This is a genomic window from Mammaliicoccus sp. J-M41 (genome assembly GCF_022385935.1).
Classification (GTDB): domain Bacteria; phylum Bacillota; class Bacilli; order Staphylococcales; family Staphylococcaceae; genus Mammaliicoccus; species Mammaliicoccus sciuri_A.
In genome coordinates, this window is sequence record NZ_JAJNIR010000002.1 from 1 (window position 1) to 21,141 (window position 21,141).

General features: G+C 31.3%; 25 protein-coding genes. 6 read left to right on the forward strand and 19 right to left on the reverse strand.

The genetic code is table 11. The features are described 5' to 3' along the window. Positions 1-485: 485 nt before the first annotated feature. On the forward strand, positions 486-1,046 hold the full coding sequence (locus LQ686_RS01020; RefSeq protein WP_107565957.1) for a hypothetical protein: 561 nt from the start codon (positions 486-488) through the stop codon (positions 1,044-1,046). 117 nt (positions 1,047-1,163) lie between these two features. Here LQ686_RS01020 and comGA read toward each other — a convergent pair whose 3' ends face one another. Next, positions 1,164-2,066 carry a competence type IV pilus ATPase ComGA gene (comGA, locus tag LQ686_RS01025; protein WP_239733113.1) on the reverse strand — a complete coding sequence of 301 codons (903 nt, stop codon included), beginning with the start codon at positions 2,064-2,066 and terminating at the stop codon, positions 1,164-1,166. A gap of 153 nt (positions 2,067-2,219) precedes the next feature. On the opposite strand from comGA, the gene LQ686_RS01030 reads away from it, so the two are divergent. Beyond that, the gene (locus tag LQ686_RS01030; RefSeq protein WP_025904960.1) at positions 2,220-2,468 is read left to right on the forward strand and encodes a DUF2626 family protein; all 249 of its coding nucleotides are present in this window, start codon (positions 2,220-2,222) and stop codon (positions 2,466-2,468) included. A 33-nt stretch (positions 2,469-2,501) separates the two neighbouring features. On the opposite strand, the gene LQ686_RS01035 is transcribed toward LQ686_RS01030, so the two are convergent. After that, a complete protein-coding gene (locus LQ686_RS01035; protein ID WP_103361127.1) occupies positions 2,502-3,134 on the reverse strand; it encodes an MBL fold metallo-hydrolase in 633 nt (210 codons plus the stop codon). Between the two features lie 97 nt (positions 3,135-3,231). Here LQ686_RS01035 and LQ686_RS01040 point away from each other — a divergent pair, with 97 nt between their 5' ends. Beyond that, positions 3,232-3,471: a DUF2759 domain-containing protein gene (locus tag LQ686_RS01040; protein ID WP_016911885.1), complete on the forward strand. Its 240-nt coding sequence runs from the start codon at positions 3,232-3,234 to the stop codon at positions 3,469-3,471. A gap of 29 nt (positions 3,472-3,500) precedes the next feature. Here the strand turns inward: LQ686_RS01040 and LQ686_RS01045 are convergent, their stop codons facing one another. The 13 genes from LQ686_RS01045 to LQ686_RS01105 all read right to left on the reverse strand — a co-directional run bounded on the left by LQ686_RS01045 (position 3,501) and on the right by LQ686_RS01105 (position 15,062). Then, the gene (locus LQ686_RS01045) at positions 3,501-3,815 is read right to left on the reverse strand and encodes an MTH1187 family thiamine-binding protein (RefSeq protein WP_037588286.1); all 315 of its coding nucleotides are present in this window, start codon (positions 3,813-3,815) and stop codon (positions 3,501-3,503) included. Beyond that, positions 3,815-4,786, reverse strand: a complete 972-nt coding sequence (locus tag LQ686_RS01050; RefSeq protein WP_025904167.1) for an ROK family glucokinase — start codon at positions 4,784-4,786, stop codon at positions 3,815-3,817. Before LQ686_RS01050 ends, LQ686_RS01045 begins: the two co-directional genes overlap by 1 nt. After that, positions 4,783-4,974 carry a YqgQ family protein gene (locus LQ686_RS01055; protein ID WP_078099923.1) on the reverse strand — a complete coding sequence of 64 codons (192 nt, stop codon included), beginning with the start codon at positions 4,972-4,974 and terminating at the stop codon, positions 4,783-4,785. Before LQ686_RS01055 ends, LQ686_RS01050 begins: the two co-directional genes overlap by 4 nt. A 4-nt stretch (positions 4,975-4,978) precedes the next feature. Then, positions 4,979-6,424: a rhomboid family protein gene (locus tag LQ686_RS01060; RefSeq protein WP_103361129.1), complete on the reverse strand. Its 1,446-nt coding sequence runs from the start codon at positions 6,422-6,424 to the stop codon at positions 4,979-4,981. Further along, the gene (locus LQ686_RS01065) at positions 6,425-6,979 is read right to left on the reverse strand and encodes a 5-formyltetrahydrofolate cyclo-ligase (protein WP_103361130.1); all 555 of its coding nucleotides are present in this window, start codon (positions 6,977-6,979) and stop codon (positions 6,425-6,427) included. A gap of 150 nt (positions 6,980-7,129) precedes the next feature. Continuing rightward, positions 7,130-7,279, reverse strand: a complete 150-nt coding sequence (gene rpmG / locus LQ686_RS01070; protein WP_016911879.1) for a 50S ribosomal protein L33 — start codon at positions 7,277-7,279, stop codon at positions 7,130-7,132. 76 nt (positions 7,280-7,355) lie between these two features. Beyond that, positions 7,356-8,003 (reverse strand): phosphate signaling complex protein PhoU, encoded by a 648-nt coding sequence (gene phoU, locus LQ686_RS01075; RefSeq protein WP_025904171.1) that lies wholly within the window; start codon positions 8,001-8,003, stop codon positions 7,356-7,358. 1 nt (position 8,004) lies between these two features. After that, complete coding sequence (gene pstB / locus LQ686_RS01080) at positions 8,005-8,793, reverse strand: phosphate ABC transporter ATP-binding protein PstB (protein ID WP_232174216.1); 789 nt, start codon at positions 8,791-8,793, stop codon at positions 8,005-8,007. A gap of 78 nt (positions 8,794-8,871) precedes the next feature. Continuing rightward, positions 8,872-9,774: a phosphate ABC transporter permease PstA gene (gene pstA, locus LQ686_RS01085; RefSeq protein WP_025904173.1), complete on the reverse strand. Its 903-nt coding sequence runs from the start codon at positions 9,772-9,774 to the stop codon at positions 8,872-8,874. 1 nt (position 9,775) lies between these two features. Beyond that, positions 9,776-10,705, reverse strand: coding sequence for a phosphate ABC transporter permease subunit PstC (gene pstC / locus LQ686_RS01090; protein WP_103361132.1), 930 nt, complete (start codon positions 10,703-10,705; stop codon positions 9,776-9,778). A 66-nt stretch (positions 10,706-10,771) separates the two neighbouring features. Next, entirely contained in the window at positions 10,772-11,722 is a 951-nt protein-coding gene (locus LQ686_RS01095; protein ID WP_037588292.1) for a PstS family phosphate ABC transporter substrate-binding protein, read from the reverse strand. Between the two features lie 501 nt (positions 11,723-12,223). After that, on the reverse strand, positions 12,224-14,269 hold the full coding sequence (locus LQ686_RS01100) for a peptidoglycan D,D-transpeptidase FtsI family protein (RefSeq protein ID WP_025904176.1): 2,046 nt from the start codon (positions 14,267-14,269) through the stop codon (positions 12,224-12,226). Positions 14,270-14,459: 190 nt separating this feature from the next. Next, positions 14,460-15,062 carry a superoxide dismutase gene (locus LQ686_RS01105; RefSeq protein WP_103361134.1) on the reverse strand — a complete coding sequence of 201 codons (603 nt, stop codon included), beginning with the start codon at positions 15,060-15,062 and terminating at the stop codon, positions 14,460-14,462. A gap of 164 nt (positions 15,063-15,226) precedes the next feature. On the opposite strand from LQ686_RS01105, the gene LQ686_RS01110 reads away from it, so the two are divergent. The 3 genes from LQ686_RS01110 to LQ686_RS01120 are packed head-to-tail and all read left to right on the forward strand — an operon-like array spanning position 15,227 to position 17,697. Then, positions 15,227-15,982, forward strand: coding sequence for a DUF1189 family protein (locus LQ686_RS01110; RefSeq protein WP_103361135.1), 756 nt, complete (start codon positions 15,227-15,229; stop codon positions 15,980-15,982). Between the two features lie 32 nt (positions 15,983-16,014). Further along, a complete protein-coding gene (ispG, locus tag LQ686_RS01115) occupies positions 16,015-17,115 on the forward strand; it encodes a flavodoxin-dependent (E)-4-hydroxy-3-methylbut-2-enyl-diphosphate synthase (protein WP_103361136.1) in 1,101 nt (366 codons plus the stop codon). An 18-nt stretch (positions 17,116-17,133) separates the two neighbouring features. Next, positions 17,134-17,697 carry a 5' nucleotidase, NT5C type gene (locus LQ686_RS01120; protein WP_103361137.1) on the forward strand — a complete coding sequence of 188 codons (564 nt, stop codon included), beginning with the start codon at positions 17,134-17,136 and terminating at the stop codon, positions 17,695-17,697. Between the two features lie 280 nt (positions 17,698-17,977). Here LQ686_RS01120 and LQ686_RS01125 read toward each other — a convergent pair whose 3' ends face one another. The 4 genes from LQ686_RS01125 to LQ686_RS01140 form a co-directional block, all read right to left on the reverse strand. Then, complete coding sequence (locus tag LQ686_RS01125; RefSeq protein ID WP_025904181.1) at positions 17,978-18,391, reverse strand: Fur family transcriptional regulator; 414 nt, start codon at positions 18,389-18,391, stop codon at positions 17,978-17,980. Further along, positions 18,354-19,235 (reverse strand): metal ABC transporter permease, encoded by an 882-nt coding sequence (locus tag LQ686_RS01130; protein ID WP_048539705.1) that lies wholly within the window; start codon positions 19,233-19,235, stop codon positions 18,354-18,356. The genes LQ686_RS01125 and LQ686_RS01130 overlap by 38 nt, the downstream gene beginning before the upstream one ends. A gap of 100 nt (positions 19,236-19,335) precedes the next feature. After that, a complete protein-coding gene (locus tag LQ686_RS01135) occupies positions 19,336-20,142 on the reverse strand; it encodes a metal ABC transporter ATP-binding protein (RefSeq protein ID WP_025904183.1) in 807 nt (268 codons plus the stop codon). Between the two features lie 108 nt (positions 20,143-20,250). Further along, the gene (locus LQ686_RS01140) at positions 20,251-21,141 is read right to left on the reverse strand and encodes a deoxyribonuclease IV (RefSeq protein ID WP_025904184.1); all 891 of its coding nucleotides are present in this window, start codon (positions 21,139-21,141) and stop codon (positions 20,251-20,253) included.

The following is a 21,141-nucleotide window of genomic DNA, read 5'->3' on the forward strand; positions in this document are numbered from 1 at the left end:
CAACTTTCAACTTAAATTCATCACTATATTTTGTCATATTAAAACACCCCTAAAGTTAGTTTTTTTACTCTAACTTTAGGGGTGCAGTACCATCATGGGGTTAGTGCATCATTTAGGAGGGTTTGTACATTTAAAAACATGGATTGTATTGTGGATATAGTAAAAAGCACCCGTATAATCAACAGGTGCTTTTTACTATATATTTTTAATTTTTACTTTTGTATTTTGAATCCTTAGCATAAAGTCTGATTGGCATTAATATTGAGTAACCAAATAATAATCCGCCTATAGATGAAACTTGAAATGATAAATCAAATGTTTTTGTTAAACCTACATAACTTATAAAACATGCTATTAAAAATATAAAAATAAAGTTAAATATTATAATTCTTTTTGATAAATACAAAATTACACTTCCTTTTTTTGTAAAAATATGATAATAATGGGTTGTACCTTAATTATACATATAAAGGAGATTAATATCTATGAAATTCAAGAAATCACACAAAATTGTATTATCATTAGTACTTACAACAAGTATTATAACTCCTTATGCAAGTGAAGCGTTTGCTGAAGGAAATCAAGTAGATATTCAAAACACGCAAGAAGATTCTACTTTGCCAGGTTTTGAAAATGTAGAATTTTTACCAATGGAAACATATACTCATGATGATGAAGAAAATGGATTTAGTTTTTATGCAGCAAAAAAAGGTACTAAAACAATAAAGACTGGTAAATATGTTAAAAAGCAAGGTTATATGACTAATGCTCAGTTAAGAAAATATGTTAAATATGTAGATAAGCAAAAGAGTAGATTAGGATGGGCTTCTATGGTTACAGGATTTGCTCCATTCTTCACAGGAGTCCCTCAAGGAATTTTGGTGCAATATTTAGGTAATAAAAACAATTTTGAAATTGTTAAGAAAAAAGCTTATGCTGGATACGGTATGGGCTGGGCACATTTATCAGCAACTGGTAAAAAGAACAGTTTATCTGTCATACCAAGAAGAGACTTTTCAAAAACTAAAATTGTTTATAAGAAATAATTTTTAGGTACTACTTTAATAATATAAAACATTCTATTATCTAGGCATAAAAAAACCGATTAAAGAAAAATAAAATCATTTATTTTCTCTAATTGGTCTTTCTTTAATACATTTTTCTTACGTTTCATAATCATTCTCCATATATTTAATAATGTCATCTTTAAAAATATATGACATATCTAATGTTCTTGTTTCATCACTTTTCTTCACAAGACGTTGGTTCGTGATACATGAAATACCTTGTTTAATTTGTTCGACTGTTACACCTAGCTCAATTAGTCGGTGGATTGCCCCGATTGTATCACTAGCATGCATAGTTGAAAGCACTAAATGACCACTTAAACTTGCCTGAATAACTTGCTTAGCAGTAACATCATCTCTTATCTCCCCAATCATAATAACGACAGGATCACATCTTAAAATGGCTTTAAAGGATTGTTGATAAGTTATGTTAGCTTTTTCATTGACTGAAACTTGGACAATACCATTTAATGTTTGTTCTACAGGATCTTCAATCGTAATAATATGTTTATTCTTCTCTCTCTTTAACGCATACATCAATTCATACATTAATGTCGTCTTACCTGATCCTGTTGGTCCCGTAAATAGAAATAACCCTTCTGATTGATACATTCTGTTTTGTAGAACGTTATATGATTGATCTTCTGATTTTCCATGTGAGTGATTAAAATGTTGAGGGGTTATTCTAATGGAACTAGATTCTATTCCTAAACTAATCGGTATCGTAGAAATTCTTAAGTAGAAATGAATGTCATGTTCATATAAATATTGACCGCTTTGTGCTTTATTACGTTCACTTACATCAAGATGAGCGATAAATTTCATATAAATGAGTACCCTACTATACAATTTAAAGTCTAGATCTAAATCATAAGGTGTATTATCGCCGTTTATCCTCATTTGAACAAAGACTTTATCATCGTTTAAAGGTACAAAGTGAATATCACTCGCATTAAAATTGACAGCATCGTTAATAATTGACTTAAATAATTTCTCCATAATCTCCTCCTAATATATATAAACGCTTCCAATTACCTAAATTACTTGTTTAATGCTTATGAATTTGCGTTAAAATGCTATTTACTTTTGTATAGAGTAACTTTATAATTAAATATGAATAAGAAAGTAAACATAGAGGGGGTTCTTAAGAAGATGGATAAAGTTTATAAAACTCTAGGCTTCTGGACTGCTATTTTTGCTACGATGTTTTATGTCGGTGGTATGGACATGATGGCATATTTCTTCTTAGCACAAACTGGATTTTTCGTATTGTTGGGATACTTAAAATTAACAGAAAGAATGTATATGTATATATTCGCAATTTATTTAGTATTATGTTTTGTTGGATTTACATATTATTCTACATTCTTATTAGAGCCAAGTTTTGGAGCACATCATTAAAAGAAGCATTACACAAACGTGTAATGCTTTTTTTTAATTAAATCCATTTAAATACGGATTTGACATTTCTTCATCTGCTATTGTTGTCTCCGGTCCGTGACCTGGGAAAATAGTTGTATTTGGATCTAGCTCTAACAACTTATCTTCAATTGAATTCAATAATGTTTTTGTATCACCTTTATATAAATCCGTTCTGCCAATTCCACCTTTAAATAAAGTATCACCTACAATAGCAAAGTCGCCAAATACAAATGATAAACTACCCGGTGAATGACCAGGCGTATGAATCGCTTCAAATTTAAATTCACCAATCTCATATTCTCCAGGTTCCATTATTTGTGGAACAGTATGTTGAACCACTTGTGGTAATTGATACATTGCAAATTTTTTAGAACCATTTTTCTCTGTATCCGTTAACCATGATTTTTCTTCAGGATGCACATATACTTTCACATCAAATTCATTTGCGACATCATCTACTGCACCTATATGATCAAAATGAGCGTGCGTTAATAATACAGCACTTACCTTTTTATGATATTGTTTAATTTGTTTATTTAAAAAATCGCCATTATCTCCTGGATCTATCACGAGTAATTCGTTTTCACCTTCGAGAATATAACAATTTGTTTCTACAATTCCTAATGAAAAACTATGTACTTGCATTTTATTTCCTCCTCTTTTAAAAAGTATCTCGACAAAACCACATATTAATTATACAATTAATATGATAATAAAAGAAATTTGTATTGGGGGTATTGGAATGCCATTTATCGACACAGGGGAACTATTTGAGTTATTTGGAGTAAAAATCCATATCGGTGTTAATATTTTCTCATTATTAATGCTAGCTGTTTTTATTCTAGCTATATTTGGTTTAATTTCAGCATTCAAAAACAAAAATATTTTGGGCATTCTTTTTGGTGCAATAACTGTAGTATCTTTTGGGTTCTTCTCATTAGCTACAATCTTTACATACGGTTATCCAATTTTACATCATTAAAGAAAAGACGAGTTTACACTCGTCTTTTTTTATTTGTTCAAATGTTTATTAACAGAATCTAATTTATCGTTCATTTTTCTAGATTTATCTCTTCTATCGTCAATTCGGATATTTGTACAAACTCTGTCTAATCCTTTATTGAACGGACTTTCATGAATTTCTTGAATAATTTCAAGTAAATCTTTTAGATCACCTTCAATAAGCGTATTCATTGGTGTTAATTGATAATCAATTGTACCTGCCTCTTTATGCTTTTCAAGAATTATTTGTATATCTGCAATATATTCACTCACACTAGGTCCTTCTGTTCCTACTGGTATTACGACTACGTCAACTATTGCCATTATTCATTCTCCTTTTCTATTACATATGTCTTAATTAGACCAGCTGCACCGATGATACCTGCGTCATTTCCTAATTGTGCTACTACGATGTTTGTACCATCTTGTGCAGGTTTAAATGTCATTTTTTCATAATGCTTTTTAATAAATTGGATAAGAATATCGCCGGCTTTACTAACGCCACCACCAATTATAATATATTTAGGGTTTGTCATAACGCTAACAACACTTGCAGCATAAGCTATGTAACCAGCAACTTTATCAATGATAAATAAACTGAATTCATCTCCAGATTTTGCAGCATCAAATACGTCTTTAGCTGTAACATTTTTACCTGTAATTAAGTCATGAATACTTGATTTCATATTGATATTTGGATAATAATGATGTACTAAATTAATGACACCTGTAGCTGAAGCAACCGTTTCAAGACAGCCCTTCATACCACAATTACATTGGAATCTTTTCTTTTGATCCACTAAGAAATGACCTATTTCAGCGCCTGAACCATTATGCCCATGAAGTAATTCTCCATTTGAAACAATGCCGCCACCTACACCAGTTCCTAGCGTCATACAAACAACGTCACTTTCATTTTGGCCAGCGCCTTTAAATTTTTCTCCTAAAGTTGCAACATTCGCATCATTATCTACGTAAATTGGACCATCAAAATATTGTTGCATATGTTTTCTAACTTCAATGTTACCAGTCCAATTTAAATTCACAGCACCATTGACGATACCATTTTCAAAATCAATTGGGCCAGGTACGCCGATTCCCATACCGATAATGTTCTTGATATCGATATCTTTTCTGTTCAGATGTACAACAAATGAATCATATATATTCTCTAATATACCTTCCCCTGTTTTATTCGTTGAAATTTCCCATTTCTCTTCGATATTTAGTGAACGATCAAAAATACCTAATTTACAAGTCGTACCACCAATATCTGCTGATAAAATATGTGTCATTTTTTCTCAATCCTTCTCTGATTTATAATAAGTCTTGCTTGTAAAAATGTTTCTTTATCAATAAGCATAGATTGATACATAGCTTTTATTTCTTGTTCCATCATTTCTAGTTGATCTTCTTCATCTTTAAAATAAATAATATAACCAAACTTTTTAAGTAATTGTTGTACGTCGTATAAATTATTCATAAAGTTAACTCCTAAACGCATCAATTTCATCTTTTAATGCTGCATAATGTTTATTCTTTTTATCAAGCTTTATTGCCTTATTAATAAACTTATTTGCTTTATCATAGTCATCTTTTGCTCTATAACCTAAAGCTAATTGGTAATTTAATTTAGCTGAATTAGGAAAAACTTTTAAACCTCTTTCCCATTCTAGTATCGCTTCATTCAAAGACGTATTGTTCGCTACGATTAAGCCACTTAAAATATATGTCTCATCCGACTCGAAGTTCTTTTCTTTAATTTGCTTTACCATTGTTTCCGCTCTATCAAAATCACCGTTATTCATAGCATCTTTTGTTAATTCATCATATATATAATGTTGTTGTCTGTTAAATATAATAACGATCAAAATGATGATGATCACTATAAAGGCAATAATATAATAAAGTTTGAACTTGTCATGTTCCATCCATTTGTAAATGATAAACATTAAGATTGCCCCGCCAACAAATCCACCTAAATGAGCGAAGTGGTTCACATTATTAATAAACAATGCTAATAACGAAATAATCACAATACCGATAAATGTTTGTAATACAAATTGTTTATTAATATTTTTACGTGTAAATAAGTACACGATAAATGCACCAATTAATCCAAAAATGGCACCACTTGCACCAATTGAAATGGATTGTGTATCTATACTAAGCGATACAATACCTGCAAATAGACCTGATATGAAATAAATGGTGAACATTTTAATGGACCCTAATGCACCTTCAATCAGTTTACCGAATATAATAAGCGAAAATACATTCATCATTAAGTGTGTAAAATTCGCATGTATAAACATGGACGTTAATAAACGGTACCATTCACCGTGAGCAACATTGAAATGCACAAGTCCACCGTAATCGACTAAATTAATTTGGCCAAAATGATTAAAAATTAAAACTAAAGACAGCCAAACAATTACATTAGCAGCTACTAAAAAGTATGTGACAGGTGAAAACTTAAGCATAAAGCTATCAATAAAGCTCGCATTCAATAATTTGTTTTTATATGTCGTAACAGGATTTGTTCTATTACGTTTAATTTGATGCTTCGTTACAAAGTGATGAGATACTTTCTCGAAATCACTAAGCTCATATAAAGCATGATACCTAATTTTAGGTCGTTTAGTATGATTAAACTCAGTGAAATCTATCTCTTTTTCGGTAATATAAAAAACATCTAATTGTTCAAAGCTAAACCCTATACTATCAATTAAGTCACCTAAATGGTCAGTGATTTTTTCTAAGTCAAAATCAACTTCTTGATGTGTAGGCGTCTTATGTATAAATCTTTTGACAATTTTTTTAGATTCATGAGTCAACCATATTTCTGCTTCTTCTTCAATCGATATTATTTTGTAACCTTCTGTATAAACTAAATAATATATCGACTTCCACATTTGTTTTGTTTTATCCATCTATTCTTCTCCATATATATCATTTGGTGTCAACATCTCATCAACTGGTATATCATGTGATTCAGCTTCAAAGTTTCTTATCTGAAAAGGATATAACAAACTTATTGTATGTCCATTATAATGAGATAAATATTTATCATAATACCCTCCACCATAGCCTATTCGATAACCATCTTGATTAAATACAACACCAGGTACAATAATTAAGTCAATATCATCACTAATTTCAGTTTCTTGATTAACATACTTAATGCCTTTTTGATCAATTGCAATGGAATTCAAATCAAGTAGTCGTTGAAATTCCATTTGTTTCGTTTCGTAATTGGTTCTCGGTACGAATACTTTCTTACCTATATTTAAAAGATGTTCAATAATAGGTATCGTATTGACTTCATGATCCATACTCATAACGATAGCAATTGAATTGGCTTGCTTAAAATTGTTATGTTCAAATAATTGTTCTTTTAAATTTAAATCATATTGTTCTTTTTGAGAAATGTCTTGATTTCTCAAAAAGAACAATATTTCTTTTCTTAAATTTTTCTTGTTTGACATGAATTTAACACTTCCAAATATTGATTAAATTTTTATCAGTTACATATAATATGATAACACAAGAATTATTGTGATAGGTAGTCGTACAACCTTTAAAGGTATTAAAAAAAACACATTCCCGTATAATGGAATGTGTTTTTATTCGTTTTATTATTTTGTTTCTCTATGAAGAGTGTGTTTACCGTCACGAGCACAATATTTTTTCATTTCAATACGCTCTGGGTTGTTACGTTTATTCTTTTTAGAGATGTAGTTTCTTTCACCACAATCAGTACATGCTAAAGTTACATTTACGCGCATGATGAACCCTCCTATTCTTATTTCAATTAATATACGACCTTATTATAATACCATCTATGCTTATATAATTCCAGTACTATTTTTCAATAGGTTCATAGTGTTCACCAGTTATATAATAATAGCAACTTTCACTGATATTCGTGATGTGGTCTCCTATTCTTTCTAAGTATCTTGCAGCAAGATGTGCTTGACCAGAAATAAATGGATCGTTATCGATTAAATATGTCGTGTTATTAATCTCACGATATAAATCATCAATATCATTGTCGCGATCAATAATTTCTTTTATCAACAAGATATCTTTGTCATTAACTGCCACTTCTAAATCTTTTAACATTAACATTGCTAACTTACCCATTGTTTTTAATCTCGTTAGTATAAAGTAATCTGTTATTTTAACTCTTTTTCTGATTTGAGCAATATTAGTAGAATTATCTGCCATTCGCTCTAATTCAGAAGCTATTTTTAAACCTGAGATCATAACACGAAGGTCTGTCGCTATAGGTTGTTGCTTTGTAATTAGCATAACTACTTTTTCATTAATGTCATATTCCATTTGGTTAATTTTTTTATCGTATTTAATTAAATTACGAGCGTTGTTTCTATCTTCATCGCTCAATACAGATATTGATTGTTCTATCATAAAGTATACTTCTTTACCCAACACAAATAAATCATTAATGAGTGAATTTAATTCATCTTCATATTTTTCTCTAATAACCATATTATCCAAATCTCCCTGAAATATAATCTTCAGTCTTCTTATCTGTTGGGTTAGAGAAGATTTTATCTGTTTGATCGAACTCATTTACATAACCGTTTAAGAAGAACGCTGTTTTATCAGAAATTCTAGCTGCTTGTTGCATGTTATGTGTCACGATAATGATTGAGTATTTAGTTTTTAATTCTTGCACAAGTTCTTCAACTTTTAGTGTTGAAATAGGATCTAGTGCTGAAGTTGGCTCATCCATTAATATAACATCTGGTTCAATTGCTAAACATCTTGCAATACAAATTCTTTGCTGTTGTCCACCAGATAAGCCATATGCATTTTTATCTAGTCTATCTTTACATTCATCCCAGATTGCTGCACCTTTTAATGAACGTTCAACGATTTCATCTAGTACTTTTTTATCTGTAATACCATGAATTCTAGGTCCATAAGTAATATTGTCATAGATTGATTTTGGGAATGGATTCGGTTTTTGGAACACCATACCGACATTTGTTCGTAATTCTTCAACACTATATTTCTTGTCGAAAATATTTTTATCTCTATAAATGATCTCTCCAGATGTTTTAACACTTGGAATTAATTCAATCATTCTATTTAATGTTTTAATATAAGTAGATTTACCACAACCAGATGGTCCAATAATTGCAGTCACTTCATTTTCTGCAATATCTAAATTTATATTTTTAAGCGCATGAAAATCTCCATACCATAAATCTAAATTATTCGTTTTATAAACAATATTTTTATCTTCTACTGCTATTTGTTGATTTGCTGTCATTTCATTTGAAGGTATATTTTGAGATAAATCTCTAATTTTTACGTCTGTCATAGTCATGACCCCTCTTCATTTTGATTATTATAATTTTCTTTGATATTTATTTCTAATATAGATTGCGATTGAGTTCATAAGAATTAAAATTACGAGTAATACGATAATTGCTGCCGATGAAACAAACTGAAATTCTGCTTGTGGCAACTTAGCCCAGTTGTATATTTGCATTGGTAAAGCTTGGAAAGATTCAAATATACTGTTAGGTGTTTTCATCAATATGGCAGGAATACCGATTACAACAAGTGGAGCTGTTTCTCCAAGTGCTCTTGATAGTGCAAGAATTGTCCCTGTTAAAATACCAGGTATTGAAGCTGGTAATACGATGTTTTTAATCGTTTGCCATTTAGTACCACCTAATCCTAATGATGCTTCTCTAATAGATGATGGGACAGCTTTAATTGCTTCCTGACTTGCTACGATAATAATTGGTAAAATCATAAGTGACATCGTTAATGCTGCTGCAATAACAGTCTTACCTAGAGATAAGTTTTCAATACCTGCACCACGTACAAATATTGTTAATCCTAATAAACCAAATACTACTGATGGCACACCTGCTAAATTTGAAATATTAACTCTTATAAATTTTGTAAACCAGTTTTCTTTTGCGTATTCAACCATGTATATTGCTGTACCAACACCAAGAATGATAGATATAGGTGCTATTGTCATCATGAGCCACAATGTCCCAATTAATGCCCCTTTAATACCTGCTCGTTCAGGTGATGTTGATGAGAAGTTTGTGAAGAAATCTGTACTTAGATAAGGAATACCTTTTCTAAATATGTCAAATAGCAAAATAGCTAATACGATTAAGCCAATTAATGTACAAACGAAAAATATTGATTTTATGACTTTATTTTTCATTAGTCTTGTCGGCAGCTTTTTACGAACGACGGTTTGATCAACTAAATTAACTTCTGACATATTAATACTCCTCTCTAAATCGTTTTGTAATCCATTGTGAAATGATATTCATAATGAATGTGAATATAAACAATGTGAAACCTACAGCATAAATACTGTAATAAATATCAGATCCGTACGTCGCATCTCCAGTCGCAACTTGAACAATGAATCCAGTCATTGTTTGAATAGACCCAATTAAACTAAAGCTTGAATCTGGTGTACTACCTGCCGCTAAAGATACGATCATTGTTTCACCTATCGCTCTTGAAATCGCTAATACAACAGATGCGATGATACCGGATAAAGCCGCTGGAAATACGATTTTAGTTGCAAGTTCAAACTTTGTTGCACCTAATCCCAGTGCACCTTCTTTAATTGAATCAGGTACCGAACTCATTGCGTCTTCACTCATACTCGTAATCATCGGTATAATCATGACCCCCACGACTAAACCTGGACTAATTGAGTTAAAGCTTCCTAAATCCGGGAATATACCTCTTAAAATTGGTGTTACAAATGTTAACGCGAAAAATCCGTAAACAATTGTTGGTATACCTGCTAATATTTCAAGAACTGGTTTAATAATTCTTCTTGATCTATCAGATGCATATTCACTCAGATATAGTGCTGCACCTAATCCAACTGGAACAGCAAAGATTGTCGCTACTGCTGTAACTTTCAACGTTCCTAAAATCAGTGCGAAAATACCGTATTTAGGATCAGATGAAAATGGTGCCCAGTCTTTCGTAAATAAAAATTCAAATGGATTCACTCTCGTAAAAAATGTTGCTGTTTCAGTGACAAGTGTGAATAATATCCCGATTGTTGTAAGTACAGAAACTGAAGCGATTAACAATAAAATAATGGGAACAGCTTTATCTGCAAAGACTTTACCTTTATTATTGTTATTTTGCTTAATCAATTCTTGTACTGAAGTTTGTTGTTTCATAAAAATAACTCCTTCATTTTGAAAAAGGGCGATTACTGACCGCCCTCTGCTTTAATTTATTAATGATTATTTTTTAAATTTTTCTAACGTTTCTTTATCTTCTTTATACTCATCATCTTTCAATGGAACATAACCAGCGTCTTTTGCAGCATCAGCTGAGTTATCAATTACATATTCCATAAATCCGTAAAACGCATCATTATCTTCTAGAGATTTATTTTTCGCATATACGAATAATGGTCTACTTAATGGATAACTACCATCATTAACTGTTTTATCTGTAGGTTCTATTGCTTTTCCATCATCTTTAATCTTCACAGCTTTAAGTGAATCTTTATTTTCCTGATAGAAGTTATATCCAAAGAATCCGATAGAATCTTTATTATCTTGGACAGATTTAACGATGACATTCGTGTCAGCATTTTTCTCAGATTGTAAATCTTTTTCATCTAATACTTCTTCACTAAAGAAGTCATAAGTACCATGTGATTGGTCTGGTGAAAATGCTTTGATCTTTTTATCAGGGAATTTTGAATTAACATCTTTCCACGTTTTTGCTTTTCCACTATAAATTTTTGCTAATTCATCCATACTCAACTCATCAACAAAGTCATTATCTTTGTTAACAGCTACTGTTAAGCCGTCTTGAGCAACTTTAAATTCAGTGTATTCTATTTTAGCCTTTTTCAATTTTTCTTTTTCTTCATCTTTAATATCTCTAGAAGCATTTGAAAAGTCTGTTTCTCCCGCTATGAACTTTTCAAAACCACCACCAGTTCCTGATACACCAATTGAAACTGAAACATCAGGTTGCTCCGCTGAGAAGTCTTCGTTTATTTTTTCCATAACTGGTGCAACTGTTGATGATCCATCACCTTTAACTTCACCACTTAATTTTTTATCATCTGAAGATTTAGTATCCCCGGAACTAGATTTTTCAGCTGCCCCACCACAAGCTCCTAATAAAAGTACAGAACTTAAAGCTGTTGTTGATCCGATTAATTGCCACTTTTTCATGTTAAATCCTCCTAATTAATATCGCCTTAATCTTTATTACATCTTTACTTTACAATTTCTTTATTAAGTACAAATAAATTGAATGTAAATTTTGTGTTAACTTCATATGAAAACGTTTTAAAATGTAAAAAAATGAAGAGAATGGTGTTTTATTATGGGGACTGTAGTTACAAAAGTACGGAGAACTGTTAATAAGAGCAACTATAATTACAAAACTCGGCCGAATTGTTAATATAGACCCCCTTAGTTACAAAAATCCGGAGAACTGTTACTATAGGCTGCCTTAGTTACAAAAGTCGGGAGAATTGTAAATAAGGATACCCATAGTTACATAAGTCAGGAGAACTGTAATTATGCATGCACAAACAAAATCGTAAACTATGTACTTCACTAAATCTAATACTGTTCAAAAATAAATTCCCACATAAAAAAATAACATCTCATTTCTACTGAATTAATCAGTAAAATGAGATGTCATTTTGAATCAATCTTTATATTGAGTTATTTTCTATCTTTAAAGTAATAGTTAATAATATCTCGACCTAAATCCCCACCTGGTAACCATGGTTCTGGTACGGGTTGGTTTGTATATGTGATAGAGAATGATAATTCAGGATTTTTAGCAGGTGCATATCCAATATATGTTGAGTTTACTTTCGGTTTACCATCTTTGAATACTTCTGCTGTACCTGTTTTACCAGCTGATCTTACAACCGTTTTGTTAAAACTAGAATAACCTGTTCCTTCTGGCTTATTAAATGCCATATCGAAACCTTTTTGTACTTGTTTTATTTCTTTATCACTATTATTAACCTTATTCATCACTTCACCTTTAAATGTCTTTTTGATAGGTCCAAGTGAATCTTCATTTGTAGAGTTTCTAATTTCTTTTGCTAAATGTGGTTTCAATCTATAACCATCGTTCGCAATTGTAGCGACATATTGTGATAACTGTATAGGTGTATAAGTATCGAATTGTCCTATTGCTAAATCAATGTAGTTACCTGGATTATCTTTAATTGGTTCAATTTGACCTGCTGATTCATTTGGTAAATCAATACCTGTTTTAACACCTAAACCAACTTGATTTAAACCTTTACGTAATTTGATACCTGCTTGTTCTACATCAGATGGTAGTGACATACCACTACTGTATGGAGAGCCAGCTAATAACAATGCTGTCTTATACATAAATACGTTTGATGAATGCATTAAAGCTTCAGCATCTGTAATTGTTTTTCTGCCATTTTGGTTAAAGTATGATCGTTTTGTTAAACCACCACTAAATTTTAATGGTTCATCGACCATTGTATCGCCAACATTTAATACGCCGTTTTGATAGCCAGTAAGTAATGTAGCACCTTTAACAGATGAACCTACTGTATATTGACTTGTGAAGTTACCTATATGGTTATCCGTAATCTTGCCATTTTTATCAATATCACGTCCGGCCATTGCTAACACATCACCGTTTCTAGGATCTTGGACGACAACCATAACTCTGTCCATATCTGTAGCGCCTTTACTTCTTAATGATTCAATGTGTTTATCAATATATTCTTCAACTTTTTTCTGTAAATCTATATCGATTGTTAACACTAAATCGTTACCACGTGAACCTTGTGAAATAACTTCAGAACTTGTTATTTTCCCAGATTTATCAGTGACATATTTCATTTTCTTCTTAGAGCCTTTTAAAATATCTTCATATTGATATTCTAAGTAAGATTTACCAACTCTATCATTTCTAGAATATCCTTTAGCGAGATAGTCATTCACTAACTCTTTAGGTAATCCCTCTTCTTTACTTGAAACATTTCCAAATAAAGTTCTTAAAGTGTCACCATAAGGATAACGTCTTTCCCAGTCCATTGTTGTATTAACGCCAGGCAGTTCTGATAAATGTTGAGATACAGCTGCATACTCATCATTTTTAACACCTTCATTTTTTATAACAACAGGACTCAGCTGAGATCCAGAATTCATTTCTCTAAATATCGCAAGGATTTGTAAATCCTTTTTGGATAATTTATCTGTATATTTAGATGTCACTTTGTCGTATAACGCTTTATCATAATCATCTTGACTAATATTGCCATCAGAGAATAAAGCTTGTTCATCTTTCATTAACTTTTGAACTTCATCTTGATTTCTCAATATCCAAAAATCTTGCTTATCACGTTCTGTAATATTTGAAGTATCCATCTTCATTAAGTGAGATAGTTTTTCAGCGATTTTTAAAATATCATCTTGGCTCGTTCTTCTATCTCTTGTGTATGTAATTGCCTTTTTAGACTCATTGTCTACTAATACTTTACCGTTTCTATCATATATACGGCCTCTAGGCACCGATTCATTAACTGTAATAGATTCTGTACTATCTATCGTTCTTTTGTATTCTCCGCCTTTTACAATTTGTAAATAACCTAGCCGCATAATGAGCACAGAGAATAAAATGACGACAACTGCCAATATTAGGCTTACGCGTTTATTCATTAATAGGCGAAATGCTTCTTCTTTTGATTTCTTTTTTACTCGTTTCAACAACTAAACCTACCTTTTTAACTCTATTATAATAATTTCATCATATATTATTATGACTTACATTGCTATTGATATAGGTAAATTTTTATAAAAAAAGAGTGGAGCTGAAATCTCGTTTAAATAAAAAGATTTCATTGCTCCACCCCATCAGGATGATTGTTTTATTAATCAGTCATCCAAATTTAAAGTCGAATTATTTTGCAGCTTGGTATAATTCGTTTACTTTATCCCAATTTACAACGTTCCAGAATGCATTAATGTAATCTGGGCGTCTGTTTTGGTAGTTTAAGTAGTAAGCATGTTCCCAAACATCTAAACCTAAAATTGGAAGTTTACCTTCTGAAATTGGGTTATCTTGGTTTGGAGTTGAAACAATCGCTAATTCGCCATTATCTACAACTAACCATGCCCATCCTGAACCAAAACGGCCAGCTGCTGCAGCTGCAAATTCTTCTTTGAATTTGTCTAATGAACCAAATGTAGAACTAATTGTATCTACAACTTCTCCTGAAGGCTCAGAAGCATTTGGAGTTAATAGTTCCCAGAATAATGAATGATTATAATGTCCGCCACCATTGTTTTGAACTGCAGTACGGATATCATCAGGAACAGAGTTTAAGTTTTTAACAATATCTTCAATAGATTTGCTTTCTAAATCTGTACCTTTCACTGCATCATTTAATTTTGTTACATAAGTGTTATGGTGTTTCGTATGATGAATCTCCATAGTTTCTTTATCGATGTGTGGTTCTAATGCATCATACGCATATGGTAATTTTGGTAATTCAAAAGCCATAAAAAATCATCCTCCTCATTTGTTTTACATACCTATCTTATCAAGATTAAAGTTTTATAACAAATAATTTGTTTAATAAATAATCAAAAAATTTTTAATTCTCGTTTATCGCCTTGCAACAGGTGTTTTTAAACATTATTATTAAGTGAAGAAGAGGTGAATTTATGCAGTATATAAAAGAGCTTAAAAGGTTATTTAAGCATCCTAGTAAGTATCCAATGTTTAGAATTACGAAGTTAAGATACATATTCCTTCATATATTATTATTAAGTTTGATATTAATCATACCTAATTCTATTCAATACATACAAATCACTCAAAATTTATCAACGTTAGTCAATGATGAAGTGACAGAGATACCTGATTTTGAAATCGATCAGAACAAAATGATTTTATCCCAAGATAAATCTATTAAATTAAACCATCACCAAACGGTCGAATTTACTAAATCTAATGATTTCGAGATGAAAGATCATCATTTAATCGTGTTTAAACCTAATCATATTGAGATTTCAAATTATAGTGACTACACAGAAATCAGCTATGGGTCCCTATCTTCCCTTGTTACCGATCAAGATGATTTAATTAAGTTTATTGAAACAATAAATGATTCTAAATATTTTTACTTAAGTTTGATTGTTGTCTTTCTATTATTTTTTCAATTTTTAAGCTTATCTATCAAAATTGGTATTCTAGCATTTGCTGGACATTTATTGGGAATGATTTTACGAAGAAAGTCTCGCTTTATGACTTGGTTCAAAATGATGACATTTGTGATAACGCTTCCGACTTTAGTCCTATTATTAGGAATGATTACAGTGATTCCTTTATTAATAATTGCTTCATGGTGTATAATCATTTTAAGCATTGTTATGATTGCTATGTATTTACCTAAAGGAAAAAGACTTGCTAAAGTGTAAAGATTAGCAAATTTAAACAAAGGAGTCTTATCATGTCAGAAATCATTCATCGCACGAAAACGAGACCTGTTAAAGTTGGGGATTTAACGATTGGCGGTTCAGATGAAGTTATCATTCAAAGTATGACGACTACAAAAACATATGATGTTGACGCAACTGTAGCTGAAATTAAACGATTAGAAGAAGCTGGTTGCCAAATTGTTAGAGTAGCTTGTCCAAATGAAGAAGACGCATATGCAATTAAAGATATTAAAGCGCAAATCAATATACCTTTAGTTGTAGATATTCATTTCAATTACAAATTAGCTTTAATTGCAATTGAAAATGGCGCAGATAAGATTCGAATCAATCCAGGAAACATTGGTAGACGTGAAAAAGTTGAAGCAGTTGTCAAAGCATGTAAAGAAAAAGGTATTCCTATTCGAATTGGTGTTAATGCTGGATCATTAGAAAAACATATTATTAAAAAATATGGCTACCCTACTGCTGATGGTATGGTCGAAAGTGCATTACATCATATTAAAATACTCGAAGATTTAGATTTTCATGACATTATCGTATCAATGAAAGCAAGTGACGTAAATTTAGCTATTGAAGCATACACGAAAGCAGCTCAAGCTTTTGACTACCCACTACACTTAGGAATTACTGAAAGTGGTACACTATTTAATGGAACGGTTAAATCGTCTGCAGGATTAGGCGCAATACTAAGCTTAGGGATTGGTAATACGTGTAGAATTTCTTTATCAGCTGATCCAGTCGAAGAAGTTAAAGTAGCGAAATCTTTGCTTAAAGCATTTGGTTTAGCGAGTAATGCTGCTACATTAATTGCTTGCCCTACATGTGGACGAATAGAAATTGATTTAATATCGATAGCTAATGAAGTAGAAGAATATATTTCAAACCTTCAAGTCCCATTAAAAGTAGCTGTACTTGGTTGTGCAGTAAACGGTCCTGGAGAAGCAAGAGAAGCTGATATCGGCATTGCTGGTGCACGTGGTGAAGGGTTACTGTTTATGAAAGGTAAAACCGTTCGTAAAGTACCTGAAAAAACAATGGTTGAAGAATTAAAAAAAGAGATAGATAAATTAGCAATTGAAATGGAACAAAATAAAGAAGCTCAAAAAGCATAAAGTAAAAGGTGAATTTTTATGAATCAAAAGCCAAGATTAGGTATAGATATTGACGGCACAGTTACATGTCCAAAAACATTTGTACCCTATTTACAAAGAGATTTTAATCAACAACTTAAATATGAAGATATTACAGAATACAATTTAGCAAATGTCTTAAACTGTAAAGAAGAAGAAATGTTGAGTTGGTTTAAAAATAATGAATCACATATATACCAACACTCCCCTGTTGCAGAGGGCGCAAGAGACATTTTGAATCAACTAAAAGATGACTACGAACTATATTATATAAGTGCAAGACATCATTATTTAGAAGATATTACGAAAGAATGGTTCCAATCACATCATATACCATTTGATCAAATTACATTAACAGGTAGTCATAATAAATTAGAAGTGACAAAAGAACAGAATATCGATATTTTCTTTGAAGATAAATTAGATAACGCAGAAGATATCAATCACTATTTAAATATCCCTGTTTTCTTGTTTGACACACCATATAACCAGAAAGATTTACAAAATGGTATATATAGAATTAAAAATTGGCATGAAGTATCAACGTTACTTCATAGAATATAGTTAAAACCTGGCCCATATATGAGATGGACCAGGTTTTTTCGTGTATTGTGTAATTAAAGTGTCGGCTAACGATCTTGTTTCATTTTCTTGGACGTTAGAATTTCTAACGATCTTGTTTTCGAGTCTTGATTGTTAGCGCATATAATTTTTTATTTTTTGCGTACAAAATGCCGGCTAACGATCTTGTTTTCGAGTCTTGATCGTTAGCGATAGTACTCAACCCCACACCTATACCTCCAAATAAAAAATGGTAGCTCCTCAAGCTACCATTCTTCACTTCTTATACTGTTTTGCATTGTTCACATTTACCGTATACTTCTAATTTATGTGATGCTATTTCTACATTAGGTAATTGTTGTTTTATAGAATCCATTGGGCAAAAGTCTATTACTTTTGTTGTACCACATGATTCACAAATAAAATGATGATGATGGTGACTTTGACATGCAATTCTAAATTTCATTTCGCCGTCTATTTCAGTACTTTCGATAATATTCAAGTCTTTAAACAAGTATAAATTACGATAAATTGTATCGAAAGATAATCCATTATAATCGTCTTTCAATGCTTCTTGAATATATTTCGCTGTGATATATTTATCCTCATCTACAAATAATGAGATGATATCACGACGTTTATTTGTGTACTTATGTCCATCATTTTTCAATATTTGAATGGCTTCCTCTACTTTCAAGATGATAGCCTCCTTTTTTAATCAATACTTTACTATACGCAATACTAGCAAGTAATTCTATAATCAATAATCCTACTATAATACCTCCTGGTGAAATATTTAAATAGAAGGATAATATCAAACCTAGTACTACTGAGATTTCACCGAATAAAATACTTAATGCGATTAACTGTTTAAATCCTTTAGCTAATCTCATGCTTGTAGCGACTGGCAATGTCATTAAACTACTCACTAACAAAATACCAACAACTCTCATTGAAGCTGAAATAACAAGTGCCACAATGACAATAAATAATAATTGGATCCATTTTGGCATGCCAATAACTTTTGAGTATTCTTCATCGAAAGATAATACAAATAGTGATTTGTATAATAACATAACAAAGATTAAAACAATTATTGTAATGACGATAATTGTAAATAAATCACTTAAGTTTACGGCACTAATTGAACCGAATAAATATCCAAATAAATCTTGGTTAAATCCATTTGCTAAAGAAATAAATATCACACTAATACCTATACCACCGCTCATGATGATTGGTATTGCGATTTCTTGATAATGTTTATATTCAGTTCTTAATTGTTCTATTAATAACGCACCTGCTATTGAAAAAATAATACCAAACCATATTGGATTTATAGTAGCAAACAATGGACTAACACTCATTAAGAACAGTCCCATTGATATACCACCTAACGTCACATGGCTTAAAGCATCCGCAATGAGCGATAGCCTTCTAACTACAATAAATGCCCCTATTAAAGGTGCAATCAATCCTACTAAGATACCACTTATAAATGAGTATCTTATAAAATCAAAATTTAAAAACGCATCAATCACGATATAACACTCCTTCATTCAGGAGCATAAATCTATCTCTCGTTTCAACTGACATATCCAATCTCCTTATTTAAAATCTATATATTTATTCTGCTCGACGTTAACTTTGTACTAATTCTTCAACTTCTTCATGTGCACAACAGTCACGATCATGTTGATGATCGACAAATTGTACGGGATGTCCATAGATTTTAGATATTGAGACTTCATCTAATGATTTAAATGACTCACTTGTACCATGGAAATGTATATGTTGATTTAAGCAAGCTACTTTACTTGCTGTATCAGCTACAACACCAATATCATGCGTTACAAGAATGATTGTAATCCCTTCTTGCTTTAATTGCGTCAGTAATTGATAAAATTCTGAAACATGTCTTGCATCAATACCTACAGTAGGTTCATCTAATATTAAAATACTCGGTTTAGAAATTAATGCTCTAGCAATAAACGTTCTTTGCTGTTGACCGCCTGATAACTGTGCAATATTTTCATTCTTAAGATCACTTATATTTAATCTTTCTAATATGGCATCTACTTGTGCAGCATCTTCTTTATTAAACCATTTAAAAAGACTTTTATTTTTAGTTAAACCACTCATGACAACTTCTTTTACTGTCGCTGGGAAACCAGAGCTAAAAGCGTTGGATTTTTGTGATACATAACTAATTTTTTCCCAAGATTTATATTGATTTATTTTTTTACCACTTATTAAGATATCACCTTTTTGTAAAGGTAATAACCCTAATATCAATTTCAGTAAAGTCGATTTCCCAGACCCATTTGGGCCAACTATTGCCAAGAAATCTCCTTTATAAATTTGTATATTAATATGGCTAAGTGCCAATTTATTTGGATAACTATAACTGATATCTTTTAACTCGAAAATCGGTGTTTCTTTTTCCATCTTCATCACCTCGTCAATAGAATACTATACAATGAATATGAAAGAATGTAAATAGTAATGTTTACGAACAAAAAAGAATGCTAATTGAATTAGCATTCTTAAATAATGTTATTGATTAAAGATTTTTTCTTTTAAATCTGGATCGAATGTACCATTTTTAATCATTTCGATTTCATATTTATATGGTGGTTTTTTATTCTTTTTGTCATCACCAACATATGGTGTTTCTAAAATTTTAGGTACTTCTTTAAATGCATCATGATTGACGATATAGTGCAATGCATCATAACCAATTGATCCAAAGCCAATATTTTCGTGTCTATCTTTTCTTGCACCTTGTGGATTCTTACTGTCGTTGACGTGAAGTACTTTTATACGGTCGATACCAACGATTTTATCAAACTCATTTAATACGCCATCAAAGTCTTCTTTAACGTTGTAACCAGCATCATTTGTATGACAAGTATCGAAACATACAGATAATCTTTCATTATGGTTTACACCATCAATGATTTGAGCAAGTTCTTCGAATGTTTTACCACATTCAGAACCTTTACCTGCCATTGTTTCCAATGCGATACGTACATCATTATTATTTGTTAATACTTCATTTAAACCTTCAATAATTTTTTGAATACCTTTTTCTTCACCAGCACCAACATGCGCACCTGGATGAAGTACGATGTCTTTAGCACCTAATGCTTCAGTACGTTCAATTTCTGATTGTAAGAATTCAACACCTAGGTTAAATACTTCTGGTTTAGTTGTATTTGCAATATTAATGATATATGGTGCATGCACAACAATGTTAGATAAACCATATTCTTTCATTGCTGCTTTACCATTTTCAATATTTAAATCTTCAATCTTTTTACGTCTTGTGTTTTGTGGAGCACCTGTATAAATCATAAATGTAGAAGCATTATAACTTGCCGCTTCTTCTGCTGCTTGTAATAGCATCTTCTTACCACTCATTGAAACGTGTGATCCAATTAACAT